The 21,817-nt window shown below is 53.6% G+C and carries 20 protein-coding genes and 1 tRNA gene; 10 read left to right on the plus strand and 11 right to left on the minus strand.

The genetic code is table 11. The features are described from left to right. Positions 1-164: 164 nt before the first annotated feature. Together ABD982_RS05730 and ABD982_RS05735 are read left to right on the plus strand one after the other, a co-directional pair. On the plus strand, positions 165-1,430 hold the full coding sequence (locus tag ABD982_RS05730) for a dicarboxylate/amino acid:cation symporter (protein ID WP_345445472.1): 1,266 nt from the start codon (positions 165-167) through the stop codon (positions 1,428-1,430). A gap of 129 nt (positions 1,431-1,559) precedes the next feature. Then, positions 1,560-1,730 carry a hypothetical protein gene (locus tag ABD982_RS05735; protein WP_345445474.1) on the plus strand — a complete coding sequence of 57 codons (171 nt, stop codon included), beginning with the start codon at positions 1,560-1,562 and terminating at the stop codon, positions 1,728-1,730. A 72-nt stretch (positions 1,731-1,802) separates the two neighbouring features. On the opposite strand, the gene ABD982_RS05740 is transcribed toward ABD982_RS05735, so the two are convergent. Continuing rightward, positions 1,803-2,417: an ANTAR domain-containing response regulator gene (locus ABD982_RS05740; protein WP_251379935.1), complete on the minus strand. Its 615-nt coding sequence runs from the start codon at positions 2,415-2,417 to the stop codon at positions 1,803-1,805. 233 nt (positions 2,418-2,650) lie between these two features. Between ABD982_RS05740 and ABD982_RS05745 the strand changes: the two genes are divergently transcribed. The 5 genes from ABD982_RS05745 to ABD982_RS05765 all read left to right on the plus strand — a co-directional run bounded on the left by ABD982_RS05745 (position 2,651) and on the right by ABD982_RS05765 (position 5,671). Beyond that, positions 2,651-2,730: transfer RNA gene (locus ABD982_RS05745), tRNA-Leu, on the plus strand. Between the two features lie 207 nt (positions 2,731-2,937). Next, positions 2,938-3,906: a tyrosine-type recombinase/integrase gene (locus ABD982_RS05750; RefSeq protein WP_345445477.1), complete on the plus strand. Its 969-nt coding sequence runs from the start codon at positions 2,938-2,940 to the stop codon at positions 3,904-3,906. 492 nt (positions 3,907-4,398) lie between these two features. Further along, the gene (locus ABD982_RS05755; protein WP_345445478.1) at positions 4,399-4,692 is read left to right on the plus strand and encodes a helix-turn-helix domain-containing protein; all 294 of its coding nucleotides are present in this window, start codon (positions 4,399-4,401) and stop codon (positions 4,690-4,692) included. A 9-nt stretch (positions 4,693-4,701) separates the two neighbouring features. Continuing rightward, complete coding sequence (locus ABD982_RS05760; RefSeq protein ID WP_345445479.1) at positions 4,702-5,469, plus strand: hypothetical protein; 768 nt, start codon at positions 4,702-4,704, stop codon at positions 5,467-5,469. Beyond that, positions 5,438-5,671: a hypothetical protein gene (locus ABD982_RS05765; RefSeq protein ID WP_345445481.1), complete on the plus strand. Its 234-nt coding sequence runs from the start codon at positions 5,438-5,440 to the stop codon at positions 5,669-5,671. The genes ABD982_RS05760 and ABD982_RS05765 overlap by 32 nt, the downstream gene beginning before the upstream one ends. Before the next feature lie 92 nt (positions 5,672-5,763). Here ABD982_RS05765 and ABD982_RS05770 read toward each other — a convergent pair whose 3' ends face one another. The 4 genes from ABD982_RS05770 to ABD982_RS05785 form a co-directional block, all read right to left on the minus strand. Then, complete coding sequence (locus ABD982_RS05770) at positions 5,764-6,228, minus strand: hypothetical protein (protein WP_345445483.1); 465 nt, start codon at positions 6,226-6,228, stop codon at positions 5,764-5,766. A gap of 121 nt (positions 6,229-6,349) precedes the next feature. Then, positions 6,350-7,663: an SNIPE associated domain-containing protein gene (locus tag ABD982_RS05775; RefSeq protein ID WP_345445484.1), complete on the minus strand. Its 1,314-nt coding sequence runs from the start codon at positions 7,661-7,663 to the stop codon at positions 6,350-6,352. Between the two features lie 437 nt (positions 7,664-8,100). Then, positions 8,101-8,595 (minus strand): hypothetical protein, encoded by a 495-nt coding sequence (locus tag ABD982_RS05780; RefSeq protein WP_345445485.1) that lies wholly within the window; start codon positions 8,593-8,595, stop codon positions 8,101-8,103. Between the two features lie 129 nt (positions 8,596-8,724). Further along, a complete protein-coding gene (locus tag ABD982_RS05785) occupies positions 8,725-9,156 on the minus strand; it encodes a hypothetical protein (protein WP_345445486.1) in 432 nt (143 codons plus the stop codon). 511 nt (positions 9,157-9,667) lie between these two features. Here ABD982_RS05785 and ABD982_RS05790 point away from each other — a divergent pair. Then, on the plus strand, positions 9,668-10,114 hold the full coding sequence (locus ABD982_RS05790; RefSeq protein ID WP_345445488.1) for a DUF488 domain-containing protein: 447 nt from the start codon (positions 9,668-9,670) through the stop codon (positions 10,112-10,114). A gap of 2 nt (positions 10,115-10,116) precedes the next feature. Here the strand turns inward: ABD982_RS05790 and ABD982_RS05795 are convergent, their stop codons facing one another. The 4 genes from ABD982_RS05795 to pyk form a co-directional block, all read right to left on the minus strand. Further along, positions 10,117-10,995, minus strand: a complete 879-nt coding sequence (locus ABD982_RS05795; RefSeq protein ID WP_345445490.1) for a hypothetical protein — start codon at positions 10,993-10,995, stop codon at positions 10,117-10,119. A 134-nt stretch (positions 10,996-11,129) separates the two neighbouring features. After that, a complete protein-coding gene (locus ABD982_RS05800; RefSeq protein ID WP_345445492.1) occupies positions 11,130-11,567 on the minus strand; it encodes an ImmA/IrrE family metallo-endopeptidase in 438 nt (145 codons plus the stop codon). A 60-nt stretch (positions 11,568-11,627) separates the two neighbouring features. Beyond that, positions 11,628-11,963, minus strand: coding sequence for a helix-turn-helix domain-containing protein (locus ABD982_RS05805; RefSeq protein ID WP_345445494.1), 336 nt, complete (start codon positions 11,961-11,963; stop codon positions 11,628-11,630). Positions 11,964-12,454: 491 nt separating this feature from the next. After that, positions 12,455-13,924 (minus strand): pyruvate kinase, encoded by a 1,470-nt coding sequence (gene pyk, locus ABD982_RS05810; RefSeq protein ID WP_345445496.1) that lies wholly within the window; start codon positions 13,922-13,924, stop codon positions 12,455-12,457. A 331-nt stretch (positions 13,925-14,255) separates the two neighbouring features. Between pyk and ABD982_RS05815 the strand changes: the two genes are divergently transcribed. Both ABD982_RS05815 and ABD982_RS05820 read left to right on the plus strand, forming a co-directional pair. Continuing rightward, entirely contained in the window at positions 14,256-14,840 is a 585-nt protein-coding gene (locus tag ABD982_RS05815; protein WP_251379933.1) for a flavodoxin domain-containing protein, read from the plus strand. 30 nt (positions 14,841-14,870) lie between these two features. Continuing rightward, positions 14,871-15,434: a flavodoxin domain-containing protein gene (locus ABD982_RS05820; protein WP_345445500.1), complete on the plus strand. Its 564-nt coding sequence runs from the start codon at positions 14,871-14,873 to the stop codon at positions 15,432-15,434. A gap of 79 nt (positions 15,435-15,513) precedes the next feature. Here the strand turns inward: ABD982_RS05820 and ABD982_RS05825 are convergent, their stop codons facing one another. Together ABD982_RS05825 and gltB are read right to left on the minus strand one after the other, a co-directional pair. After that, complete coding sequence (locus ABD982_RS05825) at positions 15,514-16,977, minus strand: glutamate synthase subunit beta (protein WP_345445502.1); 1,464 nt, start codon at positions 16,975-16,977, stop codon at positions 15,514-15,516. Next, complete coding sequence (gltB, locus tag ABD982_RS05830) at positions 16,970-21,667, minus strand: glutamate synthase large subunit (protein WP_345445504.1); 4,698 nt, start codon at positions 21,665-21,667, stop codon at positions 16,970-16,972. Before gltB ends, ABD982_RS05825 begins: the two co-directional genes overlap by 8 nt. Positions 21,668-21,817 lie beyond the last annotated feature (150 nt).

Below are 21,817 nucleotides of genomic sequence, written 5' to 3' on the forward strand. Positions count from 1 at the left end.
GTATCTAGCCCAGCATTTCTCAGTATGGAAAATAATAGGCGTGATACCACCCACGAATAGACCTAAAAAACACTCTGAGGTGCCCTTTAACAGGGCAATGTGCCTAAACTGAAACTTCTAAACCATCGTGCACACACGCACCCAACACCAACCCGTGAGGAACCATGAAGAAGATCCCTCTGCTGGTGTGGATTATCGTTGCAATCGCTAGCGGTATTCTCATCGGCGCCTTTACCCCTGGCCTTATCGATGGCCTCAACAGCGCCTTTGGTAGCAGTATCCCCACAGACCTAGTGGTTCAGCTATTCGTGTCGTTCTCCACGATTTTCAGCGCCTTCCTCAGCTTCGCTATTCCTCTCATTATTATCGGTTTTATCGTTCCCGGTATTGGCTCTTTAGCTAAGGGAGCGGGCAAGCTTCTTGGCACGACAGTGGGCCTCGCCTACCTCTCGAGCATTGCCGCTGGTTTCCTCGCCGTGACCGTAGCTCACTTTATCTACCCCATAATCCTAAAGGGTCAGCAGCTGACAGTTTTTGAGAACCCTGAAGAGTCGCTGTCTTCGGGTTATCTTGAGTTCACTCTTGACCCCATCATGTCGGTGATGAGTGCCCTCATTCTTGCCTTCATTCTGGGTCTGGGCCTGACCGCGCTAAAAACCAAGAATATGCTGGAGCTCTTCCAGGACTTCCAAATCATCATTGAGAAGCTGCTGGGCCACGTCATCATTCCTCTGCTACCGGTCCACATTGTGGGAGTTTTTGCCAACATGACTCTGGCAGGTCAGGTCGGTCAGATTCTGGCTGTCTTTGGCAAGGTCTTTATCATGGTCATCATTCTGCACTGGGTCATGTTGACTATTCAGTATTCCGTTGCAGGTGCAGTCAGTAAGCGTAACCCTTTCAGTATGCTCAAGGGAATGCTCCCTGCCTACTTCACCGCTATTGGTACCCAGTCCTCAGCAGCTACTATCCCAGTCACCGTTGACTCAGCGAAAAAGGTGGGTATTAAGGGCAGAATTGTGGACTTCGCGATCCCTCTGTGCGCCACCATCCACCTTTCAGGCTCCATGATTACTATTACCTCCTGCGCGGTAGCGGTTATCTACATGACCACGGGCTCGCTGTCCTTCCTGGATATGATTCCCGTGGTCCTCGTATTAGGCATTATGATGGTGGCAGCTCCCGGCGTCCCCGGTGGTGCTGTCATGACCGCTATCGGTCTGCTACAGTCCATGCTTGGTTTCGATGACGCGATGATCGCGCTGATGATTGCTCTTTACCTGGCCCAGGACTCCTTCGGAACCGCAACAAATGTCACCGGTGACGGCGCAATTGCAAGCCTCACCGAACGCTTTGCTCGGGCCTTCGGGGCTGACAAGGACCTTGACACTGATGAAGTAGCTGAGAAGCCCGCTTCAGTTCAGGCCTAAAAAATACACGCTGAACCCCGTTCTTTAGAGACTAAGGAGCGGGGTTTAGTTCATTTCTGCGGTGTATTCCAAGGCCTGGGCTGCACGGTAAAGTGGTCAGGTAACTACCGTTCACTTTTAGGAAGTTCAGTGAAACCTTCAACTCGTAAGATGCTGGGCAATATCTTTTTAGTCATCACCATCATCGTGACGACCCTAGCAATTGCCGAAGGTGGCCTCTGGTGGGCAGCAGTCACCGTTAGTGCAGCCCTCGCCCTTTGGGGAATTAATGGCTCTCAGAAGGGCCGCGAAGAACTTTAACCGAAATATCGAGTAAAGACCCGCTGATATTGGAATCAGCGGGTCTTTTGCGCGGTCTTATGTGGACGGTTTTTATTGAACCTGTTTGACGATGGTCTCGGCGACCTCACGCATTGAGAGCCTGCGGTCCATTGAAGTTTTCTGAATCCAACGGAAAGCTTCGGGTTCGCTCAATCCCATCTTAGTAATGAGTAGCGCCTTGGCGCGGTCAACCAGCTTGCGGGTTTCAAACTGTTCCTTGATGGAGCTGACTTCGCTCTTGAGCGCACGAAGCTGCTCGTAACGGCTCATGGCAACTTCAATAGCGGGAATGAGGTCGTTGGGTGAGAAGGGCTTGACTACATAAGCCATGGCGCCGGCCTCGGTTGCTCGATCTACCAGTTCTTTTTGGCTAAACGCGGTCAGCAAAACTACGGGTGCTAGCTCCTTCTCATTGATGAGACCGGCAGCTTCAATCCCGTCCATGATGGGCATTTTGACGTCCATCAGCACTAGATCTGGGCGGTGCTTTTCTGCTAGTTCAACCGCGGTTTTGCCGTTATCGGTCTCAGCAAGCACTTCAAACCCCTGGTCTTTGAGAATTTCTACGATATCCAGGCGAATGAGCGCTTCGTCTTCAGCTACAACGACGGTGCGTGCCGGCTGCTGATCGTGGTTCTCGGATTCTAGGGGGGTCTGCTCTGACATTCCCGTGGCTCCTTTAGTCAATTCAGCGTCACAAGTTTAACTCTGTGTCTTTATTTTCGCACGAACCGAACTCAATGCGCTTCTTTATGCGGGTGACGGTGCGTACTACCGTTCTAATTGTATGTTTAATATTCCGTCTTAGAAGGGTGATTGAGTGCTGAACCTTGCCACAGTCCACTCCAATTCGCTTTTCTGAGCAGGCTTGTGTACAGTAGAAGTGCTCTCAAGAGCAAGCCCAAGTGGCGGAATTGGCAGACGCGCCGCACTCAAAATGCGGTTCTTAGGAGTGTGGGTTCAAGTCCCACCTTGGGCACAATAAAACGCCTAGTCAGGCAAACATCAAACACCTTCCTGTTGACAGGAGGGTGTTTTTTGTTGACACGGAACCCATACTTTAATCATGGCAAGCATTAGAAAACGGGTTCGCAAGGATGGCACTTTCACTTGGGCGGTGCTGTGGCGTGATTCTGATACGGGTAAGTAGACCTCGCGCTCTTTAGTTTCTGAGGCTGATGCGAAGATGCTCAAGGACTTCTTGGATGCTAATGGGCAGTCTTTCTCTATGGCTGCTGAAGCCGCCTCACGCATGAGCTCTACCGCTCCTACGGTGCAGCAGGTGGTATCTGAGCATATTGAGACGCTGACGGCCGCTTCTTCTGGCACCCGGCGTACTTATCGGGGTCAGGCGAATATTCATATTTACCCGGTGCTGGGCGCCATACCGGTGGATAGGTTGACGCGTGCTGAGGTGGCTCGCTGGTTCAATGGCATGACGATTGCTGCGAAGTCTAAGAAGAATGTTCACGCTATTCTTTCTGCTGCTCTTAAGACGGCGATTGCTGATGGGCTGATCTCTGAGAATGTGGCTCTGGGTATGCGTGCTGCTGATGAGGTGAGCACTTTTGAGCCGGTTTTTCTCTCTGAGGCTCAAATGAGCATTATCTATAGCGCGCTCCCCCAGCGGTGGCGTCTTTTTGTGGAGTTCTTGGAGAATGCTGGTTTGCGCTATGGTGAGGCGACGGCGCTTCGCTGGCAGGATGTGGAGCAGCGTGATGGCCGGGTGGCGTTGAGAGTGACGCGGGCTTGGCGTCGTGGTGATGATGGTGAATATATTGGCCCGCCGAAGACTAAGCGCTCTAGACGCACGGTGACGCTCCCTTTGTTGCTTGGTGATGCGCTACTGGGTGCCCGTGGTGATGCCGCTACAGGTGATTTGATGTTCACTCGGCCGTCCGGGTTGCATCTGAGTAATTCCTATTTTCATCTGAGTGTGTGGATGCCACTGATGAAAGAGATTTCTGGGCAGCTGGGGGCTAAGCCTAGGATTCACGATTTAAGGCATACTCATGCTTCTAGGCTGATTGCTAGGGGTGTTCCTTTGCCGGTGATTCAGGCGAGGCTTGGTCATGAGTCAATTACTACCACGGTGAATACTTATGGGCACTTGGCTGGGGATGCTGATTCTTTGGCTGCTGCTGTTCTGGATTAGCTTCATTGCTGATCTCTGCTGAGCGGGTGTTTGGGTTGGTTAGCCTGCTGCGCAGGAAGAGGCTAGAGGCTGCGCTACGCGGGGGTTTTGTAATCCCATCCTCCAAAAGAAACCCGAGGTTTTGAGCACCAGAGCCTCCTGGTGATACGACAATGAGACCCCTTATTTCTTCCCTACAGAAAGATCAAGGCAGTCTTGTCGTATGCATCAAACCCAGGGAGCTACCCAGTGAATGATTCCTTTGTATGCCAATCCCGGTAATGGCCCTATCTCAAATGACCCAGCTCCAGCGGGTCTATCCAGGCGTCTATTTGTGTTCGCTGCTCATTTGCAAGATGTGTAGCCAGGATTCAAAAGACGTAAAGAGAAAATAACTTCCTGAGTGGGTGAATAATCACCCATTACTAAACACGATACACATATAACAGGTGAAAATAAAGCCGTAAAGCTAAAATGGTGGCAAAAAATCACCCAAGCGATACAATAGAACACATGAATACACCCGCCTGGACCTTCCAAGACCGACTCCGCAAAGCACGCGAACATGTCGGCATGACTCAAAGCGAACTCGCAGAAGCAACAGGGGTATCACTCAACAGCCTCAACCGCTACGAAAAAGGGCAGCGCTCGCCAGGTGAGGACATCGTCAAATCTATTTCTGATGCAACAGGCGTACCTTTCGAATGGTTCTATCAGGTGGACACCGCGGAGGGGGTGCGTGTTGCTCTCCCGAAGCGTCTAGTCCTAAATCTGGAGGGCGAGGTCTACAGGGTTGTCCAGGAGTAACCGGTAGAGATGGCCACTCGAAAAAAGGGAAAGCTGTACCTCTTAGGCGTGGTCTTGTGGTTTATCGTCATGTTCTACGTGGCAGCACGAATCATTGCATGGTTCTTCACTTCCATAATCGTTCTGCCTGTAGAACAATGGCAGCTCCTTGGTGACGTTTCACGGAACACCAACGCACTTGCAGTTTTTGCTGCATCCATTGCAGCTTATATTGCCTGGCGCACCAACCAGTCACGGGCTCGGGAGGCTGTGCGCTCTGACTTCAAAGACCGCATCAACTGGGCTGCACAGAACTACACCGGGGACCCCACTTTGACATCTATCGCAGCCGGAAGGTTCATCGATAACTTTGCGAAGAGCAACACCTTACATCCAGAAGATCTAGCAACAGCCAAGACCCTCTCAGCCAAGAAGCAAGAAATTGCTCAGGATAGAGAACGCAAGATGGAAGTTGTACTCAAGGCCCTCTTGTCAGGATTGGACAACTACGAAGCTTTGGCAGAAACAACTCAATCTGTCCTAAGCAAGCGAGATACCTTTAACGATACTTTGGAAAAACTCATTCATGATCTTGAAAAAGCCGACTTTGAACATAGCATCATCGCAGCTGGGACGAAGCAAGCAGATACTTTGGAGTCTCTAACTTCACGCTATTACGCTATGAAAAAGCATCAGGATATATTGGTAAAGGTTGCTAAACACTTGCTGGTATTAGAGGATAGAGATACAGATGGGAGGGTGAAAGATGACCCAGGTACAACAGACTCTGCAAGATAGTCTCAATAATATTGATGAACAGCGTCAGCAAATTGAAGAAGCCTTGAAGTTTCATAGAGAGCGTGCTCTTGAGGAGTACAAGCATAATCAAGAAATCATTGAAAGCCTAGACGCTCGAATCGCTGAAGTTGAACGCTACGAAAGTATGAATGGATTTCAGAAATTCTGGTACCGGTTAATGCACCGTCCCAGCTGGCTCTAGATTTTTGAAATAGGTATTAGCCCCGGCACTCATTGAAGAGTGCCGGGGCTTTTTGTGCGGTTGGCCGGTGTGCCGTCGCTGGGGGCGGTGGGTTAGTCTTGCTTTTCCATGCGGACGGTGGTGGTTGTGCCTAGGGCGGTGAGTTCGTAGGAGAGTTCTTCATCTTCGTAGGTGAAGTCTTTGGTCTCGCTGCTGGATGCCATCATGGCCGTGCTCATTTGCTCGGTGTCGCCTTGTGAGGTGATGGTGGTTTTTGCGGTGGTTGCTGGGGCCTCGAAGGTGCCTACCCAGTACAGGGACTTGGTGTCACCGTTGTTGGAAATCCAGTTGACGGTGATGGTGTCACCTTCGATGGTGGCTTCTTGGTAGGAGTCTTCAGATTCGGAGTTGGTCTGCTTCCAGGTTCCATCGAGTGAGGGGGCTTTCTCTACAGCAGGGGCGGATGAGGTTTCAGCTTGAGCAGCCGGTGAACCAGTATTGCTGTCTTCGGATGCGCCGCATGCGGTAAGTCCCAGCATGAGGGCGGCTGCAGCGGTGAGGGCGAGTGTTTTCTTCACGGTATTCTCCATGGTCGTTGTGTGCGGGGTTACTTAAGTGTAGAGCCTTGTGGGTTGATTGGTGGTCATTGCGCACAAAACAGCCCCGGCACTTCACCAATGCCGGGGCTTTCGTTATCTCTTAGGCATCTTCCTTGGCTATCTGCAAGCTCGTGTAATACTGCTTTGCTTCCGCCTCTTCGTTAAATTCAAGGACGTCACCAGCAATTCCGTCCAAGGCTTCATGAACTTCAGCCGGTGTTGCATAGAAGAATTCACGGCGCAGGTTAACACGGTTTACCCGCTGCTGAGCAAAAGCCTCATGCAACTGACGCTCAACATCCAATGCATCTTCGGTAAAGAACAGCGCGTGAACATCAAACCCAAAGGGCACCGAAGCATCCCCAAGTTCCCTGACGCGGTCCATCGGGTCAAGTCGCCGGGTCATACCAATCTTGACCATACGCTCACCGAAAGACCCCACATTGGAAATCACATACACATAGCCTGCCCGCGTATTAGCTTTACGGTAATCCACATCAGCAATACCAGCATCAATCTGATCAAGCTCAGCCTGAATCTCAGCAACACGTTCAGCATCACCAGTCGACTGAATCCGAGCAAGCACATTCTCAAAATGCTTACGCTCCTTCAGAAGGGCACGCTTCTTAGCCTCTAGCTCTGCCTCAGCCTGCGCCTGCTCACGCATCGCCTCACGCATCGCCCGCTGCTCTTCGCGCTCAATCTCACGAGCCTGCTCAACCTGACCCGCAAGCTCAAGCTCACGACCCTTGAGGTACTGATACTCAAAACCAATCGAAATATCCAAAGGCTTAGTAAGACGCGAAATAGCATCCGCAGCCTTTCCGATTTTATCTGCGCTCGCTTGCACATTTTTGGCAGTAACGGCCTTGATGATATTTTCTGCTTCTGCGTTGAAGCATCGAAGTGCGAGGCGTGCGATATTCTTTTTAAGTTGCTTTGCTTTACCCGCTGCAGTGGGCAGCGGCTCGCTCTCGAAAGCGGTTACAGCTTCACCGCTGGATGCCATAGTTTTCAGTTCATTACGGATTTGACGCAATTCGGTGCTGAGTTCGGTATAGGAGCTTGCCGGGTGAGCGAAATCTTCTAGCCCGAGCATGAGGGTTACATGCTCATTTTCAAGTTTCGGCGTCTGGTCAAGTAAGGTCTTTTTGTATTTTTCAAGAGTGTCGACATGCCCCTGCACCTTGGCAACTGCTTGGTCTTTTTCCCATACTTCAGCCCCACCATGTGAATCCATGAAGACCTGAAGATGCTGGTTATGACCTCTTACCCGCTCTAGCTCCTGATTGAGGGTTACGATCTCTTCTGCCATTGCCAGAATGACCTTATTTTTCCCACGGTTCTGTGAAGTGAAGTGGGATGCCACCATTGCGGGTGAGACCTGGTCAGATTCGTAGTAGCTTGAAGTCATGGTTTAGTCCTAGGAGTGTATGGGAGAGGGGAAATTGCTTTTCTGTAAACCGAGTTGCCTCGGTCGTAGTACCAAAAACAGAACCAAGCTACTGGAAGATACAAAAAACCGCCTTGAAGAAAGGCAAGCACGCCAATGATTCCAAGAATCCACGCACCGACAAGCCACCCCTTGGAAGGCGTTTTGCTAGCTTTCTTAATCGCAGTTTCAGCCTGGCTCAGATAAGAACCCACCTGCACAGGTGGCTTATCTGCAGGTCCCGGCCTGAATAAATCTGGTTCGTACTTCATTGTTAACCTCGTATGTGTGAAATGCTTCCCCTCATTTGGGGCAACAAAGTTAACTTTACGATTAACCCAATGCAGCTCGCCTACTTTACAGCACAAGAAACCCCGACACTTTTGGGTGCCGGGGCTTTTGTATCTGGAGTGATTGGGCTACTGTACTTCTACGGCGTTCAGAAGCTCAGCAGTCCCAACGTATTGACCGACGGTAGCGGTGGTGGTTTTTGTTGCTGCAGCAGGGTCAACGGAGTGCACGAGCACGTATTTCTCGTCTCCACCTTCCACTCTCGCTTCTGCCTCGTAAGCTTTGTAGCTGGCTTCTTTGTCTAATCCAGGTACGCCGGCTTCAGGTAGCGCGTAGTTCATTGATCGCCAGACGTGGCCCCCATTGGTCAGAGCCCCAGTTTCATTGAGCTGCTCTTCAGTTGCGGCCACTGAGCACAGGGCACCCCATGCACCGTTGAGAGCTTCTGGCATTTCAGCATTCAGCTCTTTTTGATAGTTGGGGTTGTAGATGCCAAAGCGGATGTCGTTCCCCTTGAGTGTGGTTCCTCGCAGGTCTGCCAGAGCCTCATTACTGCCGACCGGTTCTGTTGGCTCTGGTGCGCCAGTGGCCTTGTCGGTTTCTGCGGTTTTATCTGTTGGCACTAGCACGGTCATACCATTGACTGCCGCATTGGTAACCTGCTCCGGGACCTTACCTTCACTGGCAAGAATGACGGTCTTTTTCTGACCTACCGCAACCTGATACTCATCGGCAGTAAAAGCATTATGAACTTAAATCACTCGATTAGATGCATCGACGCTCAGCTCTTCTGCTGCCTCTTGGTAGTTCAAGAAGTTGCTGAGTGTTGAGTATTGAACGAGATTGCCATCAGGATCCGTAAATGAAACCTGACCGACCGATGCAGGCGCGCTCCCCTGCCTGTTATCTACAGTCACAGCGACATAGCTCAACTGCGGACCCGAAGCTCCCATGAGCTCACGAGCCTCGTCCACACCTGAAGGTGCATCTACGCCCGTAGTTACCACATAGGACGTCCCAAGCTCATCTGAGCCTTCCCAGTTAGCAACACCTGTGTGAGCCGTGGACTGCCCTTGGGAACTGCTTTGCTCAGCTATAGGGGTATCAGTTGAAGATTCATCGGATGAACCGCAGGCAGTGAGAGCCAGAGCGGCAACGGCGAGAGGGATAAATACTTTACGCATAGGGGTGCTCCATAGAAGCTGGGGGAAACTTGTATACACCCTAAATATAGTTCACATCACAGGTAGACCTAAGAATGATTACATAAGAACGACCCCGGCACTTCATCAGCGCCGGGGCTTTGTTTTGCTCCATGAAAGGTCTTTTGCGCTCGCTGGCTAGCAGGATAGGACGGCGCCAGGCAAGCCGTTCTGCTGGCGCACACGGTTATACTTCAGTGGCAGAGGGTGGGCAGCCAGATAAGCGCCTAGAATCCACCCACTGACCTTCCACTGGCGCCCTATCTTCCTCTCTCAAGATTGAGTGGATCCCTTCCGGCATCAAGGTAGCCCCATCAGGCATATAGACCCACAGGCGGGCAAATGAAGTCCCGGTACTCGCTCGGAGTGCTGAGGCTTCTTTAAAGTACAGCTTTAAGAATATTGAGAAGGTGCGAACAATCCCACGTTCTTTCTGATTATAAGAATCTATAAAGGCATACCTGGGTGATAGCCAGCGAGTAAGGTAAAACCTATGACTGAATACAAGATTTACGGTTTCGGCTATGAGGGCAAGACTGCAGAAGAACTCATATCAACTCTTAAAACATACGAAATTTTGACGCTGGTTGATGTGCGACTAACGCCAATTTCACGCAAGAAGGGGTTATCAAAAACTAAACTACGTGAAGCTATTGAAGCCAATGGAATGGGTTACGTTCATCTGCCAGCCCTTGGCAATCCAAAAGACAACCGTGAAGGTTTTGCTTCTCCTTACACCGCGGCATGGTCTGACGCAAGGCACCGCTTTGAAGAGTTGCTGCGAAACGATAACGCTCAGGATGCCTTGGATGAGGTGCGCTCGCTAATGCTGAACGGCAACGTTGGTCTATTGTGCTTTGAAGCGAATACTAAATGCTGCCATCGTGATGTTGTCATAAATGAACTGTCGCACGGGGTATTCGCGCGCCAGTACACGTAGACCTATACGCTCCTTTGGACACCTAACACACTGTAGGCAAGTGCTGCCTTGAGCTGGTTGCCCACATAAAGCAAAGGCTTTTTGTCGCTATCCAGAACGTTATTCCATCGCTCCCGAATGGACTGCACGGCTTCCGAATCAGATAAATCATTACACCTGCGAGTGAATGCTTCGAGTTCCCAGTCTAGGAAGAGCTGCGAGTGTTCTTTACAGGAGCGGCTTTCACAGAGATATCGGAGATGCACCTCGAAGCGTGGCTCTTCCAGCATGACTTTCTCGGGCTCGCCATTGAGCATATCCATCAGGTCGCCTTGAGTAGCGCTGTTGTTGATGGCGTTACGCTGCTTTTCTGTCCAGCCCTTAAACGGTTTGATATCCAGACCCTTGATTTCTCGGGGCCTAATAACCGCAAGGGAGGGGTACATCTTTTCAGCGTTTTTACTGCGTCCAATGGCGAGGATTTCGCACATGCTGAGGTCACTAATCAGTGGCTCGATATACCGCATCCTCTCAGACACCTTTTTAATTGGAAGGTCTGATTCGATGTGTAGCTTTTCGCGGTCTGGCCTGAAGCTTTCTGATCGGAAGTCATCCTTAGCTGGGATAATCGGGACGTTGATAAAGGTGTATTTCTTGAATTGCTTATAGTGTTCAAGGCTCCTAAAAGGAATAGGATACAAACGAACCCAAGAGTATTCCTCTTGATCTACACGTATTCCAGCAACGCAAACAGTATCGCCATATTGCGTTGAAGGCTCAGGCCTGGCTTTGACAAGAATAAGGACCCTGGCATCTTGTCTTGTCTTGGCGTAATCCTTGGGGTACAGCTTGATTGCTGGGTGCAACTCTTTTGGGAGTTCGAAGAGTGAGTCTTGGGTCATGGTTAAAAGATACGATTAAAATCGCCATTCCCAGGTATCTCCCTGGTTTTATTCGAAAACAGCCCCGGCACTTCATCAGCTCCGGGGCTTTGTTTCGTTCCATGAAGGGTCTTCAGCGCTCACCAGTTATCCACTTAGGAGGACAGGATGAAGCCGGGCTGATGGTTCTGCTGAGCCATGGGGCCATGCTTCAACGGCAGCGGGTGAGCAGCCAGATAAGCCCCTAGAATCCAACCAGTAACCACCAGGGCGGCCGCCCACTCCCCCATATCTTCATACGCGCTCGCTGTGCTGAGCAGAGTCTCGCGGTTGATGAGGCGTTCTGCTGCGATAAGGTCGCACCTGGCCTCACGTTTGGCTGACCATGCGCCGTCGCTGGTCGGTTCGTCCTCGTATTCGGCGTGGACAATCTCGTGGGCTAGGGCGCAGCGTTCTACGCGGGCTGATAGGCCGGCACGCAGGATGATAGCGCGGCTTCTATGAATGTAAAGCCCTAGAAGCCCGGTGCCAGGGTTGCCATAGTGCACGGTAAGCCCCAGCTGATCTGCGTGCTGATATGGGTCATAGGCCATGCGGGGGCTCACCGCCTTCAGGGAGGTTATAAGAAAATATTTAGATGGGCTTAGAAGAGTTTAGAAGTAGTCTTCATCATTGATGTCAGCGTCGACACCAGTATCATGCTTAGCGGCAAGCCCGAAGGACGCCCGGCTCAAGTTATGTTCTGCAGCAAGAGCTCGCTCAGCTCGCCGCAGCACCTCTGAAGGATCATCCTTCAACGCGTGACATGCCATGTCTAAGTGAGAAACAGATAGAGATGATTCGTTCTTGAAAATCATCTTTGAGACTCTACTTTGACTTATACCCAATGCCTCAGCAAGCTGTTGCTGCGTCATACCCCGTCGCCCCATAAGGGCACGAAGTTCTTCATTTACTAGCTCACTGAAACGCGTTGCCGGCGCCGAGTTCACTGACCCTGCGTACGCTTCTAGGAAGTAACCTTTATTGACTCCTGGTCACCATTTGGTGGCTGGGGGGGTCTTTTTTGTTGTGGTGTTCTTATGGTGCATTTCGGGAGGGTAATCCAAGGTTCTCGCGGGCTCTTCCTGGCAAGACCACAAAAGGCTACCCTTGCAAACCGTCAAGTTCGGCCGTCTGCATTACTGGAAACAGGGGGTTGTAAAAGCAAAATAGCTGTTGACGCCGTCAACACTCTCAATCGAATCCATTGGGCTAGGTTCGTGTATATCGCGGAAAAGGACAATGAAAAATGCGGGCTAGCGTTTTCAAGTCCCACCTTGGGCACAGCTACCCCGGTCAGGTTAAACCTGATCGGGGTTTTCTTTTAGTAGCTGGCTTTTTTGCTGCACAACATCTCTAATACGCACCGAAAATATAAAGCTCGCCCCGCTCTATTACGAGCGGGGCGAGCTTTAGCTACCTAGTCTCAATCGACAAAGGGTTATTCGTGTAAGGGACCAACCGACTCACGGTCTTCGGGCAGCACCGCCCCGGCGTCGTCCAGGTCGCCAACACGGTGAACCTTCACAGTGTTGGTGGAACCGGCCACCCCGGGAGGTGAACCGGCAGCCATAACAATCAAATCGTTAGCCTCAGCCAGGTTGTTAGCCAGCATGTAGCGGTCAACCACAGCGGTCATCTCATCGGTGTCATTAGCAGCAGGAGCCAGCACAGCCTCAACGCCCCAGAGCAGCGACAGGAAGGCACGGACCTCAGGCTTAGGAGTCATCGCCAGCACGGGCTTCACAGGACGCAGACGCGCCAGACGGCGGGCGGTGTCACCGGACTGGGTGAAAGCAGCAATGTACTTGACGTCCAGCTGGTCAGCAATATTGACCGCCGCACGGGTAATAGCGCCACCGCGAGTCTTGGGTGATGTACCCAGCTCAGGAACACGGAAGAGACCGCGCTCCTCGGTGGAGCTAATAATGCGAGCCATGGTCTGGATGGTGATGATGGGGTACTTACCCACAGAAGTCTCACCAGAGAGCATGACAGCGTCCGCGCCATCAAGAATAGCGTTAGCGCAGTCAGATGCCTCTGCACGGGTGGGAGTGGGGTTCTGAATCATGGTTTCCAGCACCTGAGTCGCCACGATAACCGGCTTTGCCCAGCGGCGTGCAAGTTCAATCGCGCGCTTCTGAACGAGGGGGACCTCTTCGAGGGGGAACTCAACACCCAAATCACCACGAGCCACCATGATGCCATCGAACTTGTCGACGATATCCTGCAGATTTTCAACAGCCTGAGGCTTCTCGACCTTAGCAATAACCGCAATACGGCGGCCTTCTTCTTCCATGATTTCGTGAACGCGGGTGACGTCATCGCCGCTACGCACGAAAGAAAGAGCGATGATATCGACACCCATGTTCAGGGCAAAACGCAGGTCGCGCTCGTCCTTTTCGGTCAGCGCAGGAATTGATACGGCAACGCCAGGCAGGTTGATGCCCTTGTTATTGGAGATTGGGCCACCCACGACAACGCGTGTAGTGACGGTCGTAGCGTCAACTTCAATAGCTTCTAGACGAATCTTGCCATCATCAATCAGCAGGGTATCGCCGGGCTTGACGTCGCCGGGCAGACCCTTGAAAGTGGTTCCACAGATTTCCTTGGTGCCTTCAACATCTTCAGTGGTGATCTTGAAAGTGTCACCGGGTTCCAGGACTTCAGCGCCGTTTTTGAAGGTTTCTAGGCGAATTTTAGGGCCCTGCAAATCAGCAAGGATTGCAACATTCTTACCCAGCTTCTCAGCTTGCTCTCGAATCGTTGCGTATGAGTTAGTGTGAACCTCGTGGTCACCGTGGCTCATGTTTAGTCGGGCAACATTCATGCCAGCTTCGATAGCAGCTGCAATTTTCTCGGGGGCAGAAATTGCGGGGCCAATGGTACAAACAATCTTTGCGCGTCTCATCAATCAACCTTATGTTTTGTAGGGGTTGGGCTACCTGCGCAGGCAACCATCGGTGAGGTACTCATCGAGGTAGCCAACAGGCTCCCATATAGTCAGCATAAAACCAACATGTCCACAGTCCATTGTACGTGGTTTCATGGGGTTTTGGGGGACGTTTTACCCCACATTTACCAACAATGACACTTCAAACCCCACAAAAACAAACATAAACGGTCACCAAGCAAAATCTTTTGGCTTGCCACACTCGTTTATGTTTGAGAGCGTCAAACAAGGCGCGTATTCTAAAAGATGCACCACAGCGCACCGCTTTCACCCACTTGCAAAGGTTGCTATGAACGCCCCTACGGTTATTATTCTCTTCGGTTCCACCTACGGCCACACTGAACGCTACGCCACGTGGATTGCCGAAGACTTGCGAGCACTCCCCCAAGCACCCACCGTCGAGCTATCTCCAGTCGCAGAAGCAACCGACGAACTCATTGAAAGCGCAGACATTTTGATTGTGGGCGCCAGCTACCTGGGTGGCTTCTTGACCGGCGCACCCACCCTCCGTAAGCGTCGTGAAGCCATGCTTACCGTTGATCGCCGCCTCTTTTATACCGTTTCTTTCAATGGCACCGAGGTCTACCCTCGCTCCTACCTGGATGACCGCGTCATGAAGAGCTACAAGGCCGAAGTTGCCGGGGACAGGCCAGCTTTCCACTTCCGCGGTGGCTTGAAAATGAGCGAAATGTCCAAGCTCCACAAGACAGCACTTACCGGTGTGAAGACTGCCTATAAGCTCAAGCCCAGGCAGAACGAGTACGACAAGCAGCTTATTGAAGCATTTGAAAACGGTGGAGCTGACCACACCAATCGCCAGTGGATTGACCCGCTGGTAGATCAGGTAAAAATTTACCTCGAAGAGCTAGCGTAGAGCTCTCACCCCACGAGAAGGGAAACAACGATGAGTCGTGTCGTGCTCATTTACGGAAGCCAGTACGGTAGTACCGAGCGTTACTCCCGCTGGATAGCAGAAGAGCTGCGCCAAGCTGGGGTGCTGACGGAGGTAGTAGCAGCTTCTGTTGTCACCCCCTCTCACCTAGCCGAAGCAGATATGGTAGTTGCTGGGCTGAGCGACTACGGTGGACTTCTCACCGAATCTTTCGAGGTCAAAAAACTTGTCAATCAGCTACTGGCTCAGCCCCTAGCTCTGTTCACCGTTTCGTTTGCTGGGCTGGACGGCGCGCCCCAGGAAAAACTGGACGGAATCCTTCGCAAAAATGTGGGCGAGGTTCTGGTCAATCATGCCAGCGGCACTTTCCACTTCAGGGGCGCACTCGACCATACCCGCTTGTCCCTTAAGCACAAGACGGTCATGATTGGTATTCGCTCTGCCATCGCGGCAATCCCCAAGAAGTCTGAAGCTAACCAACAGATGCTGGATAGCTTCTCGCAGAAAAGCGTGGATTATAGTTCGCCCGAGGCCTGCATACCGCTCGTACAGCTGGTCCTCAAAAATCTCGGCTAGATTTCACGGTCTGCACAATAAAAGGTGCCCTGCCCCCTCTCGGAGCAGGGCACCTTCGTGCTTGGTGAGGCTATTTGAGTTAGAGCGCTAGATCGATGGCTCGGTCGCTGGGCAAGACTGGCTCCGGCAGCACGGTTGAGCCGGTCAGATGCCGCTCTACCGAGGCAGCGCAGGCACGCCCCTCAGCGATGGCCCACACCACCAGTGACTGGCCACGCCCGGCGTCCCCACAGGAGAAGATACCGGGGACGTTAGTCATGTAGTCCTCAGCGCGTGCCACGTTGGTGCGAGCATCCAGCTCTGCGCCTACCTGCTCACTGATATCGCTGTTCTCCTGACCGGTGAACCCCAGAGCAAGGAAAACCAGATCCGCAGGAATGATGCGCTCGGTGCCGCCTTTAGGGCCGCGGCGGCCATCCTCGCGGATTTCTGTTTCAGCGACCTTGAGCCCGGTCAGTGTGCCGTTTTCCCCCACAAATTCCACGGTGGAGGCAAGATAGCTGCGCTCACCGCCTTCTTCGTGGGAGGATGACACTTCAAAGACCTTGGGGAACATGGGCCAGGGCTCGTGATCTGCGCGGTCAGCCGGGGGCTGGGCTCCAATAGCCAGTGTGGTAATAGACGCCGCGCCCTGACGCACTGCGGTACCGATGCAGTCGCTGCCGGTATCGCCGCCGCCCAAAACAATAACGTTCTTGCCCGCTGCGTTGATGGTGGGCTCAGCGAGGTCACCAGCAACCACGCGGTTTGACTCGGTCAGATAAGGCATGGCAAAGTGCACGCCCTTGAGGTCAGCACCGGGAATATCCAGCGCACGCGGCTGCGTGGCACCGGTGGCCACAATAACGGCGTCATAACGCTTCTTGAGGTCATCCCAGGTGATGTCCGTGCCGATTTCGATACCGGTTCTAAAGCGGGTGCCTTCTGCCTCCATGACCGCGATGCGGCGATCCACGATATCTTTTTCCAATTTGAAATCAGGAATGCCGTAGCGCAACAGTCCGCCTACCCTATCGTCCCGCTCAAAAACAGCGGTGGTAAAACCTGCCTGGGTGAGTTGTTGGGCGGCAGCTAGACCTGCCGGTCCAGAACCCACTACAGCCACCGTTTTACGCAGCATGCGGTCAGGCATAATCGGCTCAATGAAGCCACCTTCAAAAGCTTGCTCGGCGATGGAGTACTCAATCTGCTTAATAGTCACCGCAGGCTGGTTGATTCCCAGCACGCAGGAGGTTTCGCAGGGCGCTGGGCAGACGCGTCCGGTGAACTCGGGAAAGTTGTTGGTAGCGTGCAGGCGTTCAACCGCCTGAGCCGTTTGACCTCGCCAGGTCAGATCATTCCACTCAGGAATCAGATTGCCCAGGGGGCAGCCCTGGTGACAGAAGGGCACACCGCAGTCCATGCAACGCGATGCCTGCGTTTTAAGGACCGCAGAATTCTGCGCTACCTGCACCTCTTTGAAGTCAAGAATACGCACCGGCACGGGGCGCTTGGGGCGGTCTTGACGGGTGGTTACTTTTAGAAAACCGCGAGGATCAGCCACGAGCGGTCACCTCCAAAATCTTGTTCCAAACCTGCATTGAGGCGGTGTCTTCACCGGCGGCTTCTGCCTCGGCACGAATTAACTGCACGGCAGCAAAATCCCTGGGAAGAACCTTGGTAATACGGTCAAAGGTAGTGTCTAGGTCAGTTAGTAGTTCAGCAGCCCGAGCCGATCCGGTGCAATCCCGGTGCCGCTCTAGGAGGTTCTGCACCTCTAGACGGTCGGTTTCATCAAGCGGCAGGAAGGTCAGCTCACCGGTTTCGCGGGCCTGCTTATTGACCTTCTTTTCCTCCAGGTCCAGCACGTAAGCGATACCTCCACTCATGCCGGCTCCAAAGTTTCTACCGGTCGAACCAATAATCAGGGCAAGACCGCCGGTCATATATTCACAGCCATGATCACCAATTCCCTCAGCGACAGCGGTTGCCCCCGAGTTGCGTACCATAAAGCGCTCCCCCACGGCCCCACTCAGGAACATCTCACCGCTGGTCGCACCGTAGCCGCAAACATTACCGGCAATGACATTCTGTGCTGAGCTCAGGGGCGCGGCGGCGTCCGGACGCACCGTGATGCTACCTCCCGAAAGCCCCTTGCCGACGTAGTCGTTGGAGTCGCCGGTGAGGGTGATGGAGATACCCGCAGGTAAGAAAGCACCTAAGGATTGCCCGGCATGACCGGTCAGGTTCAGCTCGATAGTCCCTGGCTCCAGCAGGTCAATACCAAAGGTTTTGGTGACCTGGTGCCCCAGCATGGTTCCCACAGAGCGGTCAGTGTTGACGACCTGAGCCTCAATGCTGACGTGCTGACGGTTTGTGAAGGTTTCTGCAGCCTCCTGAATAAAGCGGTTATCGATGTGTGCATCCAGCTCGTGATCCTGGGTGCTGGTGTTGCGAATTTCATCGGCAGCATACTTGCTGGCCGTTGAGACCAGAATCTTGGAGAGATCCAGACCCTCAGCCTTCCAGTGTTGGACTGCCTGAGAGACATCCAGGGCCTCTGCATGGCCGATAGCCTCATCCAGGGTACGGAAGCCCAGCTCTGCCAGATACTCACGCACCTCTTCAGCAATAAACTCAAAGAAGTTAACCACGTGCTGGGCTTGGCCGGTAAAGCGGGCCCTCAGGTCGGGGTTCTGGGTGGCGACACCTACCGGGCAGGTGTCTAGGTGACACTTGCGCATCATGATGCAACCCTCAACGATGAGCGGGGCGGTCGCGAAGCCGAACTCTTCAGCGCCGAGTAAGGCAGCAATGATGACGTCTCTGCCGGTCTTGAGCTGACCGTCTGCCTGCACGACTACGCGGTTACGTAGGCCGTTGAGCAACAGAGTCTGCTGGGCTTCAGCCAGACCAAGTTCCCAGGGTGCACCCGCGTGCTTGAGGGAGTTGAGGGGCGCAGCGCCGGTACCGCCGTCGTGGCCAGAGATAAGTACGACATCGGCCTTAGCTTTGGTGACACCGGCAGCCACGGTGCCAACACCGACTTCGGAAACCAGCTTGACGTGCACACGAGCGCTGGGATTAGCGCGCTTGCAGTCATATATCAGCTGAGCCAGATCCTCGATGGAGTAAATATCGTGATGCGGCGGGGGTGAAATCAGAGTGACGCCGGGGGTTGAATGGCGGGTCGCAGCTACCCAGGGGTAAACCTTGGCAGCCATAAGTTGGCCGCCCTCACCGGGCTTAGCGCCCTGCGCCATCTTAATCTGAATATCCTCAGCGTTGGTCAGGTAGAGAGACGTCACGCCAAAGCGGCCCGATGCTACCTGCTTGATAGCTGATCGACGGGTGGGGTCCAGCAAACGGTCAACGTCTTCACCGCCCTCACCAGTGTTGGACTTAGCGCCCAGCTGATTCATAGCGATCGCCAGTGTCTCGTGGGCTTCCCTAGAAATAGAGCCATAGGACATAGCGCCGGTTGAGAAACGCCTGACGATGGAGGAAACCGGCTCCACCTCGTCCAAGGGCACCGGGGTGCGGTTTGCGTTAAAGCTGAAGAGACCGCGCAGGGTCATAAGATCCCTAGCCTGATCATCAACGAGCTTAGTGTAGCTCTTGAAGATGTCATAGCGACGGGTCTTGGTGGAGTGCTGCAGGCGGAAGATGGTCTGCGGGTTGAAGAGGTGGGGTGGGCCCTCTCGACGCCAGTCATATTCGCCGCCTGTTCCCAGGGCGCGGTAAGGTACCGCCACGCCGTCATCGGGGTAGGCAGCGAGGTGACGCTTGCGAATTTCAGCTTCAATAACGCCCAGCCCTACACCGTCCATCTGCGAGTGGGTGCCGGTGAAGAACTGATCCACCAGGCTCTGGGACAGGCCCAGGGCCTCAAAGGTCTGGGCACCGCAGTAGGAAGATACCGTCGAGATACCCATCTTGGACATAATCTTCTGCAGACCCTTACCCAGTGCCTTGATGAGGTTATAGACAGCCTCAGCTTCGGTGACACCGGTGATTTCACCCTGAGCCACCAGCTCTTCAACGGATTCCATGGCCAGGTAGGGGTTGACCGCTGAGGCTCCGTAGCCTATGAGGGTGGCAATATGGTGGACCTCGCGCACATCGCCTGCCTCAACGATCAGGGCAACCTTGGTGCGGGTAGCGCTGCGCAAGAGGTGATGGTGAACCGCGCTGGTCAGCAACAGAGACGGGATGGGAGCCCAGGCACCGTTAGAGTTACGGTCAGAAAGAATGAGGAACTGGACGCCGCGCTCAACCGCGGCAGAGACCTGCTCACAAATCTCAGCTAGACGCTCACGTAGGGCGGCCTCCCCACCGTGAGAGGGGTAGAGCCCAGAGACCTTAATAGCCGCCGGCGCACCGTCCTCATCATCAATATGAAGAATCTTATCCAGCTCATCATTATTGATCACCGGGAAGTCCAGCTCAACGTGGTTGACCCGTACCCGCCCATGACGCAAGAGGTTGCCGTCAGCACCGATAGAAGTTTTGAGACTGGTGACCAGCTCTTCACGGATGGAGTCCAGGGGCGGATTGGTCACCTGGGCGAAAGACTGCACAAGGTAGTCAAAGAGCAGACGGTGACGCTTAGAGAGCACCGCGATGGGAGTATCGGTACCCATGGCGTAGATGGGTTCAGCACCGGTTGCTGCCATAGGAGCCAGAATCTTGCGCAGTTCCTCTTCGGTGTAGCCGAAGGTCTGCTGACGCTTGAGGATCGATTTACGGGCAGCACGCACGTGCTCACGGTCGGGCAAATCAGCCAGATTGACGATGTTCTCTTCCGCCCAGGTAGCCCAGGGCTGCTCCGCTGCAACGGCTGCCTTGACTTCTTCATCGGGCACCAGGCGGCCGGCTTCGGTGTCTACATAGAACATCTTGCCCGGTGAAACCCTGCCCTTTTCAATAATCTTGGATTCGGGGATATCAACCACGCCTACCTCGGAGGCCAGGACGACCAGACCATCATCGGTGACCCAGTAGCGCCCAGGACGCAGCCCGTTGCGGTCCAACACCGAACCCACAGCGTCACCGTCGGTAAAGGCGATGGCTGCTGGACCATCCCAAGGCTCCATCAGAGAAGAGTGGTAGCGGTAGAAGGCACGACGGTCAGCGTCCATGGTCTCGTGGTTTTCCCAGGCCTCGGGCACCATCATCATCAGCACCTGGGCCGCTGAACGGCCTGAGAGCATCAGCAGTTCGGCTACCTCGTCAAAGGATTGGGAGTCAGAGGCACCGACCGAACAAATGGGAAAGAGCTCTTCAGGGTTGCGGCCCAGCACCGGCGATTTGAGCTGGGACTGGCGGGCGCGCATCCAGTTGCGGTTGCCCTTCACCGTATTGATTTCGCCGTTATGAGCAATAGTGCGGAAGGGCTGGGCCAGCGGCCAGGAGGGGAAGGTGTTGGTCGAAAAGCGTGAGTGAACGATTGCCAGCTTGGTGGCAAAGCGAGGATCGGAGAGATCAGGGTAGAAGGGCTCTAACTGCGCGGTGGTCAGCATACCCTTGTAAACGATGGTCCGAGAGGAAAAGGACGGGAAGTAAACTCCGAGCTTATGCTGGGCACGCTTACGCACACGAAAAGCTTTTTGATCCAGCTGACGGCGCTCTGCCTGGGAGTCAAGATCAATCACGGGGATGTGCCCAGTAAAGGGTGCGTTGACTGATTCATTAGAATCACCCGATGCCTCAGCAATGAACATCTGAACAAAGTGCGGCATAACCTCGCGGGCTGATTTCCCCACAATATCGGGGTTAACGGGCACGTGGCGCCAGCCCAAGACGCGCAGTCCTTCACTCTGAGCGATACCTGCCAGTGCCTTCTGCTTGTCTTCAGCATCTACCCCGCCGGTGGGCAGGTAGGCTGTACCGACCGCATACTTGCCTAGAGGTGGCAGGTCAAAGTCGACCACCTCACGCAAGAAGGCATCAGGGATTTGCAGGAGAATACCCGCGCCGTCGCCCGTGCCTTCATCAGCGCCCACAGCACCGCGGTGCTCAAGACGGCGCAGCGCAGTGAGGGCGTGATCCACGATGACATGGTCGGGTTCACCGCGTAGGGTGGCAACCATGGCCAGACCGCAGGCGTCCTTCTCAGCGTCAGGCTGGTAGAGCCCCTGCGCTTCAGGCAGGTTGGCAAAAGTGGTAAAGGGCGAGGGCGCGTGGTTCTTGGTGTGGGGGTCCACAGTGTAATCTTCAGCAGCTGCCAAGTCGTTGGCTGGTGTTCTGCGCATGGGTGACCCTTCCTAATAGCGTGTGCCGGGTGTCTGAATAACAATATGATGCGGTGCTATTACAGAAATGTAAACGTATTCATCACTCTTGATCATCATTCATTGGAAGTTAGCTTATCCCAGTGGGGTACAAACTGATAAGAGCCGTGT

It is taken from the genome of Rothia endophytica, from assembly GCF_039543885.1.
GTDB lineage: Bacteria > Actinomycetota > Actinomycetes > Actinomycetales > Micrococcaceae > Rothia > Rothia endophytica.

What these genes read in the sequence shown, in the direction of transcription:
- ABD982_RS05740 (WP_251379935.1), bottom strand. Translation starts at nt 2,417, where the DNA reads ATGTCAGAGCAGACCCCCCTAGAATCCGAGAACCACGATCAGCAGCCG.
- ABD982_RS05815 (WP_251379933.1), top strand. Translation starts at nt 14,256, where the DNA reads ATGAACGCCCCTACGGTTATTATTCTCTTCGGTTCCACCTACGGCCAC.
- ABD982_RS05750 (WP_345445477.1), top strand. Translation starts at nt 2,938, where the DNA reads ATGCTCAAGGACTTCTTGGATGCTAATGGGCAGTCTTTCTCTATGGCT.
- ABD982_RS05775 (WP_345445484.1), bottom strand. Translation starts at nt 7,663, where the DNA reads ATGACTTCAAGCTACTACGAATCTGACCAGGTCTCACCCGCAATGGTG.
- ABD982_RS05755 (WP_345445478.1), top strand. Translation starts at nt 4,399, where the DNA reads ATGAATACACCCGCCTGGACCTTCCAAGACCGACTCCGCAAAGCACGC.
- ABD982_RS05790 (WP_345445488.1), top strand. Translation starts at nt 9,668, where the DNA reads ATGACTGAATACAAGATTTACGGTTTCGGCTATGAGGGCAAGACTGCA.
- ABD982_RS05765 (WP_345445481.1), top strand. Translation starts at nt 5,438, where the DNA reads ATGACCCAGGTACAACAGACTCTGCAAGATAGTCTCAATAATATTGAT.
- ABD982_RS05760 (WP_345445479.1), top strand. Translation starts at nt 4,702, where the DNA reads ATGGCCACTCGAAAAAAGGGAAAGCTGTACCTCTTAGGCGTGGTCTTG.
- ABD982_RS05730 (WP_345445472.1), top strand. Translation starts at nt 165, where the DNA reads ATGAAGAAGATCCCTCTGCTGGTGTGGATTATCGTTGCAATCGCTAGC.
- pyk (WP_345445496.1), bottom strand. Translation starts at nt 13,924, where the DNA reads ATGAGACGCGCAAAGATTGTTTGTACCATTGGCCCCGCAATTTCTGCC.
- gltB (WP_345445504.1), bottom strand. Translation starts at nt 21,667, where the DNA reads ATGCGCAGAACACCAGCCAACGACTTGGCAGCTGCTGAAGATTACACT.
- ABD982_RS05795 (WP_345445490.1), bottom strand. Translation starts at nt 10,995, where the DNA reads ATGACCCAAGACTCACTCTTCGAACTCCCAAAAGAGTTGCACCCAGCA.
- ABD982_RS05785 (WP_345445486.1), bottom strand. Translation starts at nt 9,156, where the DNA reads ATGCGTAAAGTATTTATCCCTCTCGCCGTTGCCGCTCTGGCTCTCACT.
- ABD982_RS05800 (WP_345445492.1), bottom strand. Translation starts at nt 11,567, where the DNA reads ATGGCCTATGACCCATATCAGCACGCAGATCAGCTGGGGCTTACCGTG.
- ABD982_RS05820 (WP_345445500.1), top strand. Translation starts at nt 14,871, where the DNA reads ATGAGTCGTGTCGTGCTCATTTACGGAAGCCAGTACGGTAGTACCGAG.